Origin of the sequence: Streptomyces sp. NPDC056503, from assembly GCF_042794995.1 — a bacterium.
Lineage (GTDB): Bacteria > Actinomycetota > Actinomycetes > Streptomycetales > Streptomycetaceae > Streptomyces.
In genome coordinates this window covers 1-15,395 of record NZ_JBHTST010000171.1, presented here as the reverse complement: position 1 = coordinate 15,395, position 15,395 = coordinate 1, and the positions used below count along the sequence as shown (strand labels likewise).

13 protein-coding genes are annotated in these 15,395 nt (G+C 71.5%); 9 read left to right on the top strand and 4 right to left on the bottom strand.

Annotation, left to right across the window (positions count from 1 at the left end; translation table 11 throughout):
* Nucleotides 1-81 precede the first annotated feature (81 nt).
* A complete protein-coding gene (locus ACFQ8C_RS33310; protein ID WP_383465090.1) occupies nucleotides 82-1,251 on the bottom strand; it encodes a helix-turn-helix domain-containing protein in 1,170 nt (389 codons plus the stop codon).
* Between the two features lie 406 nt (nucleotides 1,252-1,657).
* A complete protein-coding gene (locus tag ACFQ8C_RS33305) occupies nucleotides 1,658-2,050 on the bottom strand; it encodes a hypothetical protein (RefSeq protein ID WP_383465088.1) in 393 nt (130 codons plus the stop codon).
* 365 nt (nucleotides 2,051-2,415) lie between these two features.
* On the opposite strand from ACFQ8C_RS33305, the gene ACFQ8C_RS33300 reads away from it, so the two are divergent.
* Both ACFQ8C_RS33300 and ACFQ8C_RS33295 read left to right on the top strand, forming a co-directional pair.
* The gene (locus tag ACFQ8C_RS33300) at nucleotides 2,416-2,937 is read left to right on the top strand and encodes a universal stress protein (RefSeq protein WP_030750021.1); all 522 of its coding nucleotides are present in this window, start codon (nucleotides 2,416-2,418) and stop codon (nucleotides 2,935-2,937) included.
* Between the two features lie 299 nt (nucleotides 2,938-3,236).
* Nucleotides 3,237-3,800: a GPR1/FUN34/YaaH family transporter gene (locus ACFQ8C_RS33295; protein ID WP_383465086.1), complete on the top strand. Its 564-nt coding sequence runs from the start codon at nucleotides 3,237-3,239 to the stop codon at nucleotides 3,798-3,800.
* A gap of 234 nt (nucleotides 3,801-4,034) precedes the next feature.
* Here the strand turns inward: ACFQ8C_RS33295 and glmS are convergent, their stop codons facing one another.
* Together glmS and ACFQ8C_RS33285 are read right to left on the bottom strand one after the other, a co-directional pair.
* Complete coding sequence (gene glmS, locus ACFQ8C_RS33290; RefSeq protein WP_383465084.1) at nucleotides 4,035-5,852, bottom strand: glutamine--fructose-6-phosphate transaminase (isomerizing); 1,818 nt, start codon at nucleotides 5,850-5,852, stop codon at nucleotides 4,035-4,037.
* Between the two features lie 73 nt (nucleotides 5,853-5,925).
* Nucleotides 5,926-6,201, bottom strand: coding sequence for a hypothetical protein (locus ACFQ8C_RS33285; protein WP_030324756.1), 276 nt, complete (start codon nucleotides 6,199-6,201; stop codon nucleotides 5,926-5,928).
* Nucleotides 6,202-6,332: 131 nt separating this feature from the next.
* Here ACFQ8C_RS33285 and ACFQ8C_RS33280 point away from each other — a divergent pair, with 131 nt between their 5' ends.
* The 7 genes from ACFQ8C_RS33280 to ACFQ8C_RS33250 all read left to right on the top strand — a co-directional run bounded on the left by ACFQ8C_RS33280 (nucleotide 6,333) and on the right by ACFQ8C_RS33250 (nucleotide 15,222).
* Nucleotides 6,333-8,003, top strand: coding sequence for a beta-N-acetylhexosaminidase (locus ACFQ8C_RS33280; protein ID WP_383465082.1), 1,671 nt, complete (start codon nucleotides 6,333-6,335; stop codon nucleotides 8,001-8,003).
* A gap of 130 nt (nucleotides 8,004-8,133) precedes the next feature.
* The gene (locus ACFQ8C_RS33275) at nucleotides 8,134-9,183 is read left to right on the top strand and encodes an ABC transporter substrate-binding protein (protein WP_383465080.1); all 1,050 of its coding nucleotides are present in this window, start codon (nucleotides 8,134-8,136) and stop codon (nucleotides 9,181-9,183) included.
* Between the two features lie 4 nt (nucleotides 9,184-9,187).
* Complete coding sequence (locus tag ACFQ8C_RS33270; protein ID WP_383465079.1) at nucleotides 9,188-10,072, top strand: siderophore-interacting protein; 885 nt, start codon at nucleotides 9,188-9,190, stop codon at nucleotides 10,070-10,072.
* 138 nt (nucleotides 10,073-10,210) lie between these two features.
* On the top strand, nucleotides 10,211-11,650 hold the full coding sequence (locus tag ACFQ8C_RS33265) for a pyridoxal phosphate-dependent decarboxylase family protein (RefSeq protein ID WP_383465077.1): 1,440 nt from the start codon (nucleotides 10,211-10,213) through the stop codon (nucleotides 11,648-11,650).
* Nucleotides 11,637-12,920 carry a lysine N(6)-hydroxylase/L-ornithine N(5)-oxygenase family protein gene (locus tag ACFQ8C_RS33260; protein WP_383465075.1) on the top strand — a complete coding sequence of 428 codons (1,284 nt, stop codon included), beginning with the start codon at nucleotides 11,637-11,639 and terminating at the stop codon, nucleotides 12,918-12,920. Before ACFQ8C_RS33265 ends, ACFQ8C_RS33260 begins: the two co-directional genes overlap by 14 nt.
* Entirely contained in the window at nucleotides 12,917-13,456 is a 540-nt protein-coding gene (locus ACFQ8C_RS33255) for a GNAT family N-acetyltransferase (protein ID WP_383465073.1), read from the top strand. Before ACFQ8C_RS33260 ends, ACFQ8C_RS33255 begins: the two co-directional genes overlap by 4 nt.
* A complete protein-coding gene (locus ACFQ8C_RS33250; protein ID WP_383465071.1) occupies nucleotides 13,453-15,222 on the top strand; it encodes an IucA/IucC family protein in 1,770 nt (589 codons plus the stop codon). Before ACFQ8C_RS33255 ends, ACFQ8C_RS33250 begins: the two co-directional genes overlap by 4 nt.
* Nucleotides 15,223-15,395 lie beyond the last annotated feature (173 nt).

Sequence of the window (15,395 nt, the reverse complement as noted above, 5' to 3'; positions counted from 1 at the left end):
CCGCCCGGGGGAGGTGTCCCCGGGCGCCCGTCGGTACCGCGTCGCGCCGCTCGTGGCGGCGCCGCTAAGCGGGCGTCGCCGTCACGGCGCGCTGCGCTGGCCCGGCAGTGCGGCCCGGCCCGGCGTGTAGGCGTCGCCCGGCGGCTTGCCGTGCTCCAGCGGAGACCCGGGGCGACGGATTCCGGCCACCGCCTGCGCGGGCACCGCCGACTCCAGGACGGCCGTCGGAGGCTCGCCCTGGGGCCGCCTGGCCCGGTACGCCGCCCGGTAGGCCGCCGGCGAGGAGCCGAGCTGCCGCCGGAAGTGGCCGCGCAGCGCCACCGGCGAGCGGAAGCCGCAGCGTCCCGCGACCTCGTCCACCGAGTAGTCCGAGGTCTCCAGGAGCCGCTGCGCCTGGAGCACCCGCTGGGTGATCAGCCACTGGAGCGGCGCGGAGCCGGTCAGCGAGCGGAAGCGGCGGTCGAAGGTCCGCCGTGACATGTACGCGCGGGCGGCCAGGGTCTCCACGTCGAACTGCTCGTGGAGGTGCTCCAGCGCCCAGGCCACGACCTCGGCGAGCGGGTCGGAGCCGATCTCCTCTGGTAAAGACCTGTCGAGGTAGCGCTCCTGACCGCCACTGCGCCGCGGCGGGACGACCAGCCGGCGCGCCAGCGCGCCCGCGGCCTCGGTGCCGTGGTCGGTCCGCACTATGTGCAGACACAGATCGATTCCGGCCGCGGTGCCGGCGGAGGTCAGCACGTCCCCGTCGTCGACGAAGAGCTCCCGCGGGTCCACGTGGACCGACGGGTAGCGCTTGGCGAGCGTCGGCGCGTACATCCAGTGCGTGGTCGCCGGGCGGCCGTCGAGCAGGCCGGCCGCCGCGAGGACGAACGCCCCCGTGCACAGGCCGACGATCCTGGCCCCCTCCTCGTGTGCCCTGCGGAGGGCTTCGAGCGCTTCCGGCGGCGGCGGCGAGGTGATCGAGCGCCAGGCCGGTACGACGACCGTCCCGGCGCGGCCGATCGCCTCCAGGCCGTACGGCGCGGTGAGTTCGAGCCCGCCCGTGGTCCGCAGGGGGCCCTCCTCTCCCGCGCAGACGAGCAGCCGGTAGCGCGGCACGCCGGCGTCCTGCCGGTCGATGCCGAACACGGAGAGCGGGATGGAGCTCTCGAAGATGGGGCCGCCGCTGAACAGCAGCACCGCGACGACTTCGCGACGGCGGCGCCCGGACAGCTTCCGTGCGACCTCCGGTGCGGCGGAGTCCTGGCTCATGGTGCTAAGCCCCCCTCGGTGTTCGCGTCTCCCTGGTCGTGTCGCTGTGCCACGTTTCCCCTCGGTTTTGCACGAGACCCCAGTCGTCGGTACCCATGATCGAATCTACTGCGTCCCGTGCCGCCGGCGTGACAAGTTCGCGATCCGGCAGATTGTCGACAAGGCCACTTGGCGTGAAGCGATCGATGGGCGGGTGATCGCCCGGAGGGCCCCCGGGAGGGGCCCGGACCCGGTGAAGTGGCCGTGTGCGGGGGGTGCGGCCCTGCGGGGCAGGGCTTTCGAGGGGGAGCGGGCAGGGGCTGGCGTACCGTTTCGGCAAGGACGCGCCGGGAACTTCAAGTTGGCTGAAAACATATGGGATCGGCTGTGCGAACCTGTCAACTCCACGGGGTCCGCGAGCGTCCGCTCAGCCCCGGTGGCGGCTCCCGGCGCCCGCGGCGCCCTCGGTGCGGAGCCCTCGCTCCGCCCGGCACAGCAGCAGCCGGCACGCGGCCGTGACGGAGACGAGCCCGAGGGCGGTCCCGCCGGCCCCGCCCAGCGAGGTGCCGAAGGCGACGAGCACGAGCGGCACGAGGGCGCAGCAGAAGACCGCCCAGCGGACCACGTCGCCGGCCGGGTCCGCGAGCACTCCGCCGACCGCTCCCGGGCCCGTCCCGCCCCCCGCCGCGGACCCCGCCGGTCCGCCCGTCTCCGGGGCGGCGGGCGCCGCGGGGCCCGGTACCCGGGCGCGGCGGCGGGAGCGGGCGGGGCGGGCGGACGGGACGGACGCGGCGGATGCGGGGGTGGACGGTGCGGGCACGGGCAGCCTCCCAGCGGCGGTGATCCGGACCTGTGGGCAACGAGGAACGGAACGTTCCGGTCACTCTGAGCGACGCCCGTTCGGCTCTCGGTCCCGTCGCCGGGGGACGGTTGTAGGGCACATCCGGCATTGCCAGATGGCGAACCCTTCGTGCATTCTCCGGAGGGCACCGCGCGCGCCGAGGCGCGCACCAGCGGTCGGCACGCCGGGTGTGGCACGGCGGGCTCTGGGCAGGAGAGGAGTGTCGCCGTACCCTTGGGGGTATGGGCTTGGGAAGATGATTCCCGGACACAGCTCCGCCGCCACCCGTTGTTCCGCTCCCTCCACCGTCCCTTCCCACGAGGACTTCCCTAGCCGAGACACCGATGGCCGGTCACGAATTCCCCGAACCCGCGGACCGCAAGCGCGTCGCCGACTCCACGGTCGACCCCCTCGCGGTGGAACAGCCACGCCACGCCTGCGACCCGGCCTTCCGGCACGGGGTGGTCGTCGGCTTCGACGGCTCCACGTCCAGTGAGCGCGCCCTGGCGTACGCCATCGGCATGGCCCGGCGCTCCGGCTCCGGCCTGATCATCGTGCACGTCGCGAACCGGCTCCCCACCACCGTGTGGGCGGGCTGCGAGCCGCCGGTCTTCGTCGACGTCCCGGACCACCGCACCGAGGTGCTGGGCCTGGAGCTGGCCTGCGCGGACCACCTCTCCGAGGTGCCGTGGATCCTGGTGGAGCGGGGCGGGGACATCTGCCACGAGCTGGAGGAGGTCGGCCGCGAGTACTCGGCCGACGCGATCGTGGTCGGCTCGACGCACGGGATCGTCGGGCGGATCTTCGGCTCGGTGGCCGGGCGGCTCGCGCGGCGCGCGCGGCGCCCCGTGATCGTCATCCCGTAACGCCTTCCCGACCGGGATCGTCACGCCCCGCTCGGGATCGTCACGCCTCCCTGACCCGGTCCGCCATGCCTCTCCGGCCCGGTCCGCCACGCCTCTCCGACCCGGTCCGTCACGTCTCCCGGGCCGGTCCGTCATGCCTTCCAGGCCCGGATCGTCACACCTGACTCATCCTCAACTCCCTTCCCCGGGCGATAATTTCCGCCTGCCTCAGGTGATTTGTGCGCTTGTGAAGGGTAGCTAAAGAGCACCGGAACACAGCAGCTCACGCGGCATCACCGCTCGTTCGAAGGGAGCCCCACGTGAACAAGGACGTCGCGTCGGGGAACGGCAGCTCCACTCTCGGAAACCTCGCACTCGGTCTGACCCTCCTGGCCTTCGGCCTGGGCGGCACCGGTGTGATCGACAACGTCGCGGCAGCCGATGCCGCGGGCCTCGCCACCTGGGTCGGCGGCGTGGCGCTCTTCCTGGTCGGCCTGCTCGCCCTGCGCGCGGGCAGCACCGGCGACGGCACGGCCTTCGCGGCGCTCGGCGCCTTCTGGTTCACCTGGGGGACCGGAGTCGGCGGCGGCGGCTCGGCGGACGCGGCCGGACTCTTCCTGCTCCTGTGGGCGCTCCTGGCGCTCACGCTGACGCTGGCCGCCAAGGGCGGCGGGGTCTTCGGGCAGGGCGTGTACGGCCTCCTGTTCCTCGCGCTGCTGCTCTCGGGCATCGCCGCGCTGGCGGGCAGCGAGGGCCTCGGCAAGGTGGGCGGATGGGTGGCCGCGCTGGCGGGCCTCGCCGCCTGGTACGGCGCCACGGCGGCGGTGGCCGGCTGGCCGACGGCCCTGGGCCGCGCGGGCAGCGGCAGCACGGCGGCGGCGTAGCCCCCGGGGGCGGCGGGTGAGCCGAAGGGCGCGCCGGTGCCGTGAGCCCGGCCGAGGCGCCCGGAGGCGAACCGCGCCCCGACGAAAGCAGAACGGCCCCGCACGCTCCTGGGAAGCGTGGGGGCCGTTCTTCGTGTCCGGTCGGCTCCGCCGGGGGACAGGCCCGGCGTACGGCTCCGGGGGACAGGCCCGGGGCCGTGGCGCGCTCGGCGGGTGACAGGTCCCGCCGGGCGACTACTCGACCGTGACGGACTTGGCCAGGTTGCGCGGCTTGTCGATGTCGCGGCCCATGGCGAGGGCGGTGTGGTAGGCGAAGAGCTGGAGCGGGATGCCCATGAGGATCGGGTCGAGCTCGTCCTCGTTCTTGGGGACCACGATGGTGTGGTCGGCCTTCGCCTGCGGCTGGTGCGCGACCGCGAGGATGCGGCCGCTGCGGGCCTTGATCTCCTCCAGGGCGGCGCGGTTCTTCTCCAGCAGGTCGTCGTCGGGGACGATCGCGACCGTCGGCAGGGCGGGCTCGATGAGGGCCAGCGGGCCGTGCTTCAGCTCGGAGGCCGGGTAGGCCTCGGCGTGGATGTAGGAGATCTCCTTCAGCTTGAGGGAGGCCTCCAGGGCGACCGGGTAGCCCCGGACGCGGCCGATGAACATCATCGACTGGGCGCCCGCGTACTCGGCGGCGATCCTCTTGATCTCGTCCTCGGTCTTGAGGATCTCCTCGATCTGCGCGGGCAGCTTGCGCAGGCCCTCGATGATCCGCTTGCCGTCGGTGACGGACAGGTCGCGGATGCGGCCGAGGTGCAGGGCGAGGAGCGCGAAGGCGACCACCGTGTTGGTGAAGCACTTGGTGGAGACGACGCAGACCTCGGGGCCGGCGTGGACGTAGACGCCGCCGTCGGCCTCGCGGGCGATGGCGGAGCCGACCACGTTGACCACGCCGAGGACGCGGGCGCCCTTGCGCTTGAGCTCCTGGACGGCGGCGAGCACGTCGTAGGTCTCGCCGGACTGGGAGACGGCGATGTACAGCGTGTCGGGGTCCACGACCGGGTTGCGGTAGCGGAACTCGGAGGCCGGCTCGGCGTCGGCCGGGATGCGGGCCATGCCCTCGATGAGGGAGGCGCCGATCAGGCCGGCGTGGTACGAGGTGCCGCAGCCGAGGATCTTGATGCGGCGGATGGTGCGGGCCTCGCGCGGGTCGAGGTTGAGGCCGCCGAGGTGCACGGTGGAGAAGCGGTCGTCGATCCGGCCGCGCAGCACGCGGTCGACCGCGTCGGGCTGCTCGGAGATCTCCTTGTGCATGTACGTGTCGTGGCCGCCCATGTCGTAGGAGGCGGCCTCCCACTCGACGGTCTCGGGGGTCGCCGTGGTGGAGGCGCCCGTGACCGTGTAGGTGCGGAAGTCGTCGGCCTTGAGGGTGGCCATCTCGCCGTCGTCGAGGGTGACGACCTGGCGGGTGTGGGCGATGAGCGCGGCCACGTCGGAGGCGACCAGCATCTCCTTCTCGCCGATGCCGAGGATGACCGGCGAGCCGTTGCGGGCGACGACGATGCGGTCGTTGAAGTCGGCGTGCATCACGGCGATGCCGTAGGTGCCCTCGATGACCTTGAGCGCGTCGCGGACCTTGTCCTCCAGGGACTCGGCCTGGGAGCGGGCGATGAGGTGGGTGATGACCTCGGTGTCCGTCTCGGAGGCGAAGACGACGCCGTCGGCCTCCAGCTTGGCGCGGAGCTCCTGGGCGTTGTCGACGATGCCGTTGTGGACGACCGCGACCTTGTTCTCGGGGTCCAGGTGCGGGTGCGAGTTGTGGTCGCTCGGGGCGCCGTGGGTGGCCCAGCGGGTGTGCGCGATGCCGGTGGTGCCGGTGAAGCGCTTGGGGACGCGGGCCTCCAGGTCACGGACCCGGCCCTTGGCCTTGACCATCTTCAGCGCCGCGCTCTTCGGGCTGTTGATGACGAGACCGGCGGAGTCGTAACCGCGGTACTCCAGGCGGGCCAGGCCCTCCAGGAGCAGCGGCGCCACGTCGCGCTTACCGATGTAACCGACAATTCCGCACATAAAGGAAACCCCTCCGGTAGGTGATGGTGGTACTGCCCGGGCCCGGTGGCCGGGCCTGGACGAGACGGCCGGACTAGCCGTAGACGATCCGGCGCAGCTGCCGGAGCGAGAGCTCCGGTGGCGCGACGGCCCGGTGCGGCAGTTCGGCGGAGATCCGTTCGAAGATCTCCGCGTTCACCGCTCCGCCGGACTGCAGCTCACGGTGGCGGCGGCGGACGAACTCCTCGGTCGTCTCGTCGAAGTACGCCAGCACGTCGAGCACCACCCGGGCGGCCTCACCACGCTGGAGCGCGGTGCTCCGGACCAGATGGTCGATGAGGTCGTCATGGGACGGGCGGCGTTCGAGCACCCATGAATATTGAAGGCTGAGTCCGGGTTATCGCAAGAATCCTGCCCGAAATCGGGCAGGGACCGCATGATCACCGGCTTGGGGGCGGGTATTGGTCCAGACCTTGACCGCCCGTGCGAGCGCCGGTACGCATGGTGACCCGTCACTCGTCACTCGTCACCCGTCACCGTCACCCGCCGAAGGGGGCCGCCGTGAGACGGCGTCTGTTCGCATCCGTCCTCCTGCTGCTGGCCGCCGCGCTCGGCTGCACGGAGGCGGGCCCGGGCGCCTCCGGCCCGGGCCCGGCCCTCCCCGCCGCCGAGCCGGAGCTCCGCCCGCTGGGCCGGATCGTCCCGCTCCCCTCCTCCGTGGAGCCCGGGGGTGCCCCGTACGCCCTGACGGCCGCCACCCGCATCGGCGTGTCGGGCCACCCGGGCGTCCGGCCCGTCGCCGAGCAGCTCGCCGCCCGCCTCCGCCCCGCCACCGGCTTCCGCCTCCCGGTCGTCACCGACCCGTCCGCGGACCTGGTCCTCCGCCTCGACCCGGCGGCCACCGCCCTCGGTGACGAGGGGTACGAGCTCCGCTCCGCCCCCACCCGCCTCACCCTCACCGCCCGCACCCCGGCCGGCCTCTTCCGCGGCGTCCAGACCGTCCGTCAGCAGCTTCCCGCCGCCATCGAGCGCCCCACCGTCCAGCACCGCGCCTGGAGGATCGCCGGGGGCACCGTCACGGACGTCCCGCGCTTCCCGTACCGCGGCGCGATGCTCGACGTCGCCCGCCACTTCTTCACGGTCGACGAGGTGAAGGCGTACGTCGACCGCATCGCCCTCTACAAGCTCAACACCCTCCACCTCCACCTCACCGACGACCAGGGCTGGCGCATCGCGATCGCCTCCCGCCCGAGGCTCACCGGGGTCGGGGCGGCCACGGAGGTCGGCGGCGGCCCCGGCGGCTTCTACACGAAGGAGCAGTACCGCGAGCTCGTCCGCTACGCGGCCGCCCGCCACATCGAGGTCGTCCCCGAGATCGACCTCCCCGGCCACACCAACGCGGCCCTCGTCTCCTACCCGGAGCTGGGCTGCGACGGGAAGGCCCCGGAGCCCCACACCGGCATCGAGGTCGGCTTCTCCACCGTCTGCGCCGACGGGGAGGCCACGTACGCCTTCGTCGAGGACGTCCTGCGCGAAGTGGCCGCCCTCACCCCGGGGCGCCACCTCCACATCGGCGGCGACGAGGCCGAGTCCACGACCGCGGCGGACTACCGCGCGCTGATGACCCGCATCCAGCCGCTCGTCGCGAAGCACGGCAAGAAGGTCATGGCCTGGCACCAGCTCACGGGCGACGCGACCCCCGCCCCCGGCGCCCTGATCCAGTACTGGGGCCTGGACCGCACCACGGCGGAGGAGAAGGAGAAGGTCGCGGAGGCGGCGAAGGCGGGCGCCGGGATCGTCGTCTCGCCCGCCGACCGCGCCTACCTCGACATGAAGTACGCCGACGACACCCCGCTCGGCCTCCGCTGGGCCGGCACCGTCTCCGTCCGCAGGTCGTACGAGTGGGACCCGGGCACCTACCTCCCCGGCGTCCCCGAGTCGGCCGTCCGGGGCGTGGAGGCCCCGCTGTGGACCGAGACGCTGGCCACGCCCGAGGAGCTCGACCTCATGGCCTTTCCCCGTCTCCCGGGCCTGGCGGAACTCGGCTGGTCCCCGGCGGGCGGCCGCGACTGGGACACGTACAAGGTGCGCCTCGCCGAACAGGCGCACCGCTTCGAGGCGTTGGGGATCGGCTGGTACCGGTCGCCGGAGGTGCCGTGGCCGGCGCGGTAGCCCGAACGGGGCGTGACCGCGATGTGACGCAGCCCTCGGGACCCCACCTCTGTTGATCGCTGTGAGGTTAGGCTAACCTACCCTCGACTTGCCCAGGCCGACCCCGGCACGTACCGAAAGCGACCTCGCCATGCCCAGCAACGCCCGAGCCACCTCCCTCACCCGCCGCGGCATCCTCGCCGCGGGCGGCGCCCTCGGGCTCGGCGCCGTGCTCGCCGCCTGTGGCGACGGCGACAAGAAGAAGGACGCGAGCCCCTCTTCCTCCGCCAAGTCCGGTTCCTGGGAGTTCAAGGACGACCGCGGTCAGACCGTGAAGGCCAAGGCGACCCCGAAGAACATCGTCGCCTTCACCGGCACCGCCGCCGCCCTCAAGGACTTCGGCGTCGAGGTCACCGGCGTCTTCGGCCCGACGTACGTCGAGGACCCGAAGACCAAGGCGAAGAAGCCCGACGTCCAGGCCGGCGACCTCGACATCGCCAAGGTGAAGGTCATCGGCAACGTCTGGGGCGAGTTCAACATCGAGGAGTACCTCAAGCTCCAGCCCGAGGTCCTCATCACCGACATGTGGGAGAAGGACGCCCTCTGGTACGTGCCGGAGGAGCAGAAGGACAAGATCCTGAAGATCGCGCCGAGCGTCGCCCTGTGGGCCGCCGGCAAGTCGATGCCGTCCGTCCTCCAGCGCCACGCCGACCTGGCCGCCTCCCTCGGCGCCGACGTGCAGAGCGAGCAGGTCAAGAAGGACAAGGCCCGTTTCGAGGCGGCCGCCGAGCGCCTGCGCAAGGTCGCCCAGGGCAAGAAGGACATCAAGGTCCTGATCGGCTCCGGCGCGCCCGACACCTTCTACGTCTCCACCCCGGTCCGCCCGACCGACACGCTCTTCTTCCAGGAGCTGGGCCTCAACATCGTCACCCCGACGAAGCTGGACCCGTCCGGCTGGTTCGAGCTCCTCAGCTGGGAGAACGTCGACGCCTACAAGGCCGACGTCATCCTCCTCGACAACCGCACCGGCACCCTCCAGCCGGAGCAGCTGAAGGCCAAGCCGACCTGGGCCGCGCTGCCCGCCGTCAAGGCCGGCCAGGTCTTCCCGCGCGTGACCGAGCCCGTCTACTCCTACGCCAAGTGCGCCCCGCTCCTGGAGGACCTGGCCACCGCCCTGGAGAACGCGAAGAAGGTGTCCTGACCCGATGACGACCGCCGAGACCGCCCCGTTCCAGTTCTTCTCCCTCCAGGTCGACCGGACGCGGCGGCTCGGCCCGTCGCTGGTGCGCGTCACCTTCACCGGGGTGACCGGTGAGGAGCTGAAGGGCTTCGCCGCCGGAGGCCGCGACCAGTCGCTCTCCCTCTTCCTGCCGCACCCCGGCCAGGAGGCGCCCGTCCTGCCGCCGCTGGACGACCCGGACATGTACGCGATCCTCGGCGCCTGGCGGGCCATGCCCGACGACGTCCGGGCCGTGATGCGCTCGTACACCGTCCGCGAGCAGCGCGCCGAACCCCGGGAAGTCGACATCGACTTCGCCGTCCACGAGGACGGCGGACCCGCCTGCCGCTGGGCGCAGCACGCCAAGCCGGGCGACCGGGTGGTCGTGCTCGGCCCGGCGGTCGCCGACAACACCGCCGTCCGCTTCCGGCTGCCGGAGGGTGCCGACTCGGTGCTCATCTGGGCGGACGAGACGGCGCTGCCGGCCGCCTCCGCCATCCTGGAGTGGCTGCCGGCCGAGACCCGCGCCCGGGTCTTCCTCGAAGTGCCGTACTCCGGCGACCGGTCGGAGCTCGCGACGGAGGCCGACGCCACCGTCACCTGGCTCGTCCGGGAGGAGGGCGCGCCCTCCGGCCTGGAGGCGATCGCGGGCGCGGAGCTGCCCGGGGAGTCGCCGTACGTGTGGATCGCGGGCGAGTCCGGCGCGGTGAAGGCGCTGCGGCGGCACTTCGTGCGCGAGCGCGGGCTCGACCGGCGCCGGGTGACGTTCGTGGGCTACTGGCGCAAGGGGCTGTCGGAGGACGCCCTGCGCGAGGTGCCGGACGAGACGACGCAGGACGCGGAGCGGGACGAGTCCGGCGCCCTGGCGTAACAATTCGGCCATTTACCTCACGGCCCCTCAACCTTCACGGGATGGGGGGCCGTTGTCGTATTAAATTAGGTTAGGCTAACCTTACTTAAGCACCCACGGCTGCGTATACCGCGTCCCTCGTCCCGGAAGGGCCCCCACATGCGTTCGCACCTGCTCAACGACACGACGGCGGAGAGCTACCGACGCTCCGTCACCGAAGGAGTCGAGCGGGTGGCGAGGAAACTCGCCACGACGCGCGGCCCGTTCACCGGTATCACCCCCGCCGAACTGGCGCCCGTGATCGACGCCGTGGACCTCGACCGTCCCCTCGGTGACGCCTCCGCCGCCCTCGACGAGCTGGAGGACGTCTACCTCCGCGACGCGGTCTACTTCCACCACCCCCGCTACCTGGGCCACCTCAACTGCCCGGTCGTCATCCCCGCGGTCCTCGGCGAGGCCGTCCTCTCGGCCGTCAACTCCTCCCTCGACACCTGGGACCAGTCCGCCGGCGGCACCCTCATCGAGCGCAAGCTCATCGACTGGACCGCCGCCCGCATCGGCCTCGGCCCCCTGGCCGACGGCATCTTCACCAGCGGCGGCACCCAGTCCAACCTCCAGGCACTGCTGCTCGCCCGCGAGGAGGCCGGCACCGCCGACCTGTCGAAGCTGCGGATCTTCTCCTCCGAGTGCAGCCACTTCTCCGTCCAGAAGTCGGCCACCCTCCTCGGCCTCGGCCGCGACGCCGTCATCTCCATCCCGGTCGACCGGAACAAGCGGATGCAGTCCGTCGTCCTCGCCGCCGAGCTGGAGACCTGCCGCGCCGAGGGCCTCGTCCCGATGGCCATCGTCGCCACCGCCGGCACCACCGACTTCGGCTCCATCGACCCGCTGCCCGAGATCGCCGCCCTCGCCGAGGAGTACGGCGCCTGGATGCACGTCGACGCGGCCTACGGCTGCGGGCTGCTCGCCTCGCTCAAGCGCCGCCACCTCCTCGACGGCATCGAGCGCGCCGACTCGGTCACCGTCGACTACCACAAGTCCTTCTTCCAGCCCGTGAGTTCCTCCGCCGTGCTGGTCCGGGACCGCTCCGCGCTGCGCCACGCCACCTACCACGCGGACTACCTCAACCCGCGCCGCACGGTCGCCGAGCAGATCCCCAACCAGGTGGACAAGTCGCTCCAGACCACCCGCCGCTTCGACGCCCTCAAGCTGTGGATGACCCTGCGGGTCATGGGCGCGGACGGCGTCGGCGAACTCTTCGACGAGGTCTGCGACCTGGCCGCCGCCGGCCACGACCTGCTCGCCGCCGACCCGCGTTACGACGTCGTCGTGGAGCCGCAGCTGTCCACCCTCGTCTACCGCTACGTCCCCGAGGCCGTCACCTCGCCCGCCGAGATCGACCGCGCCAACCTCTACGCCCGCAAGGCGCTCTTCGCCTCGGGCGAGGCCGTCGTCGCCGGCACCAAGGTCGACGGCCGCCAGTACCTCAAGTTCACCTTGCTCAACCCCGAGACCACGGTGTCCGACATCGCCGCCGTCCTCGATCTGATCGCCGGCCACGCCGAGCAGTACCTGGGAGAGAACCTTGTCCACGCCTGAGAACGCCGGGATCCACGACTTCATCGGCATCGGGCTCGGTCCCTTCAACCTGGGCCTCGCCTGCCTGACCGAACCCATCGCCGAGCTGGACGGCCTCTTCCTGGAGTCCAAGCCGGACTTCGAGTGGCACTCGGGGATGTTCCTCGAAGGCGCGCACCTCCAGACGCCGTTCATGTCGGACCTGGTCACCCTCGCCGACCCGACCTCGCCGTACTCCTTCCTCAACTACCTGAAGGAGAAGGGCCGGCTGTACTCGTTCTACATCCGCGAGAACTTCTACCCGCTGCGCGCCGAGTACAACGACTACTGCCAGTGGGCGGCGAACAAGGTCACCTCGATCCGCTTCTCCACCACCGTCTCCGCCGTCTCCTACGACGAGGCCGGGCAGGTGTACGTCGTCACCACCGAGGCCGGAGAAACGTTCCTGGCCCGCCGGATCGTCCTCGGCACCGGCACCCCGCCGTACCTCCCCGACTCCTGCCGCGAGCTCGGCGGCGACCTGATCCACAACTCGCGCTACGTGCCGAACAAGGAAGCGCTCCAGCGCAAGAAGTCGATCACGATCGTCGGCAGCGGCCAGTCCGCCGCCGAGATCTACCACGACCTCCTCTCGGAGATCGACGTCCACGGCTACCAGCTCAACTGGGTGACCCGCTCCCCGCGCTTCTTCCCGCTGGAGTACACCAAGCTCACCCTGGAGATGACCTCCCCCGAGTACGTGGACTACTTCCACGCGCTCCCCGAGAAGACCCGCTACCGCCTGGAGTCCCAGCAGAAGGGCCTCTTCAAGGGCATCAACGGCGACCTCATCGACGCCATCTTCGACCTGCTCTACCAGAAGAACTTCGCCGGACCGGTCCCCACCCGCCTGCTCACCAACTCCGCGCTGGGCACCGCCTCGTACGACGAGACGACGGGCACGTACACCCTCGGCTTCCGCCAGGAGGAGCAGGAGAAGGAGTACGAGATCGAGACCGAGGGCCTGATCCTCGCGACCGGCTACAAGTACGCCGTCCCCGCCTTCCTGGAGCCGCTGAAGGACCGGCTGCGCTTCGACGGGCAGGGCCGCTTCGACGTCGCCCGCAACTACGCGGTCGACACGACCGGGCGCGAGGTCTTCCTCCAGAACGCCGGTGTCCACACCCACTCGATCACCTCGCCCGACCTGGGCATGGGGGCGTACCGCAACGCCTACATCATCGGGGAGATGCTGGGGTCCGAGTACTACCCCGTCGAGAAGACCATCGCGTTCCAGGAGTTCAGCGTATGACCGCCCCCACCGTCGAGATCCGCCCGCTCGATCCCCTCAAGGACGCGGAGCTGATCCACCCCTGGGTCACCCACCCCAAGGCCGCCTTCTGGATGATGCAGGACGCGAAGCTCCAGGACGTGGAGCGCGCCTACATGGAGATCGCCGCCCACCCGCACCACGACGCCTTCATCGGCCTCGTCGACGGCGAGCCCGCCTTCCTCATGGAGCGGTACGACCCCGCCCGGGTCGAGCTCGTCGGGCTCTACGAGCCGCAGCCGGGCGACGTCGGCATGCACTTCCTCGTCGCCCCGACCGACACCCCGGTGCACGGCTTCACCCGCACGGTGATCACCGCCGTGATGCGGGAGCTGTTCGCCGACCCGGCGACCGTCCGCGTGGTCGTCGAGCCCGACGTCCGCAACAAGGCCGTGCACGCGCTCAACGAGGCCGTCGGCTTCGTGCCCGAGCGCGCGATCCGGAAGCCGGAGAAGGAAGCCCTGCTGAGCTTCTGCACCCGCGCCCAGTTCGAGACCGCCGTCGGAGCGAGCATATGAACCCCGTCTCCCACCTCACCCCCGGTCGCTGGGCCGCCGCCAACCGCGCGCTGATCCGCAAGGGCCTCGCCGAGTTCGCCCACGAGCGGCTGCTCCACCCGCAGGAGCTGGGCGAGTCCCGCTACCGGGTGCTCAGCGACGACGGCGCCACCGAGTACCGCTTCACGGCGGACCGCTTCGCCCTCGACCACTGGCAGGTCTACCCGGAGTCGATCAGCCGGCACCGGGGCGACGAGCAGCTCCCCCTCGACGCCCTTCAGTTCATCACCGAGCTGCGCGGCGCGCTGGGGCTGAGCGACGAGGTCCTGCCGGTCTACCTGGAGGAGATCTCCTCCACCCTGGCCGGCACCGCCTACAAGTCGACCAAGCCGCAGGTGCCCGCCGCCGAGCTGGCCCGCGCGGACTTCCAGGCCATCGAGACGGGGATGACCGAGGGCCACCCCTGCTTCGTCGCCAACAACGGCCGCCTCGGCTTCGGCGTCGACGAGTACCGCGCCTACGCCCCCGAGGCGGCGAGCCCGATCCACCTGGTGTGGCTGGCCGCCCGCCGCGACCGGGCCGCCTTCACCGCCGGCGCGGGCATCGAGTACGACGCCTTCATCCGCGCCGAGCTCGGTGACGCGGCCGTGGACCGCTTCGCCGGCGTCCTCGCCGGCCTCGGCCTGGACCTCGCCGACTACCTCCTCATGCCGGCCCACCCCTGGCAGTGGTGGAACAAGCTGTCGGTGACCTTCGCCGCCGAGGTGGCGCAGCAGCGCCTGGTGTACCTCGGCGAGGGCGAGGACGCCTATCTGGCGCAGCAGTCGATCCGTACCTTCTTCAACACCGCCGACCCGGCCAAGCACTACGTGAAGACCGCGCTCTCGGTCCTCAACATGGGCTTCATGCGGGGCCTCTCGGCGGCCTACATGGAGGCGACGCCGGCCATCAACGACTGGCTGGCCCAGCTGATCGAGTCGGACTCGGTCCTCAAGGCGGCCCGCTTCTCGATCATCCGCGAGCGGGCGGCGGTCGGCTACCGGCACCTGGAGTACGAGGCCGCGACGGACCGCTACTCGCCGTACCGCAAGATGCTCGCCGCGCTGTGGCGGGAGTCCCCGGTGGAGCGGCTGGCCGAGGGCGAGCGGCTCGCGACCATGGCGTCCCTGCTCCACGTCGACCACGCGGGCGCGTCCTTCGCGGGCGCGCTGGTCAAGGAGTCCGGGCTGGAGCCGGAGGTCTGGCTGCGCGCCTACCTCGACGCGTACCTCCTCCCGGTCCTGCACTGCTTCTACGCCTACGACCTGGTCTACATGCCGCACGGCGAGAACGTGATCCTGGTCCTGGACGAGCGCGGCGCGGTCGACCGGGCGATCTTCAAGGACATCGCCGAGGAGATCTGCGTGATGGACCCGGACGCGGTCCTCCCGCCGGCGGTGGAGCGGGTCCGCGCCGAGGTCCCGGAGTCCATGAAGCTGCTCTCGGTCTTCACCGACGTCTTCGACTGCTTCTTCCGCTTCCTGGGGGCGACCCTGGCGGCGGAGGGCGTCGTCGACGAGGACGTCTTCTGGCGGACGGTCGCGGAGTCCGTGAAGGGCTACCAGGAGTCGAAGCCCGAACTGGCGGACCGCTTCGCGCAGTACGACATGTTCGCCGAGACCTTCGCCCTCTCCGCGCTCAACCGCCTCCAGCTGCGCAACAACAAGCAGATGGTCGACCTCGCGGACCCCTCGGGCGCCCTCCAGCTCGTCGGCGACCTGACCAACCCGATCGCCCGGTTCGCCTGACGGGCCGGCCCCCGAACCGATGCGAGCCCCGGCGGAGTACGGTCCTCCGCCGGGGCTCGCATCCGTGCCGGTCCGCTTCCTAGTGACCTGAGTCAGAGATTCGTCGGCAGTAGGCGGCGACTTTGTCGAGGATCTCGTCGGCGGTCTTCGTCCAGACGAACGGTCTGGGGTGC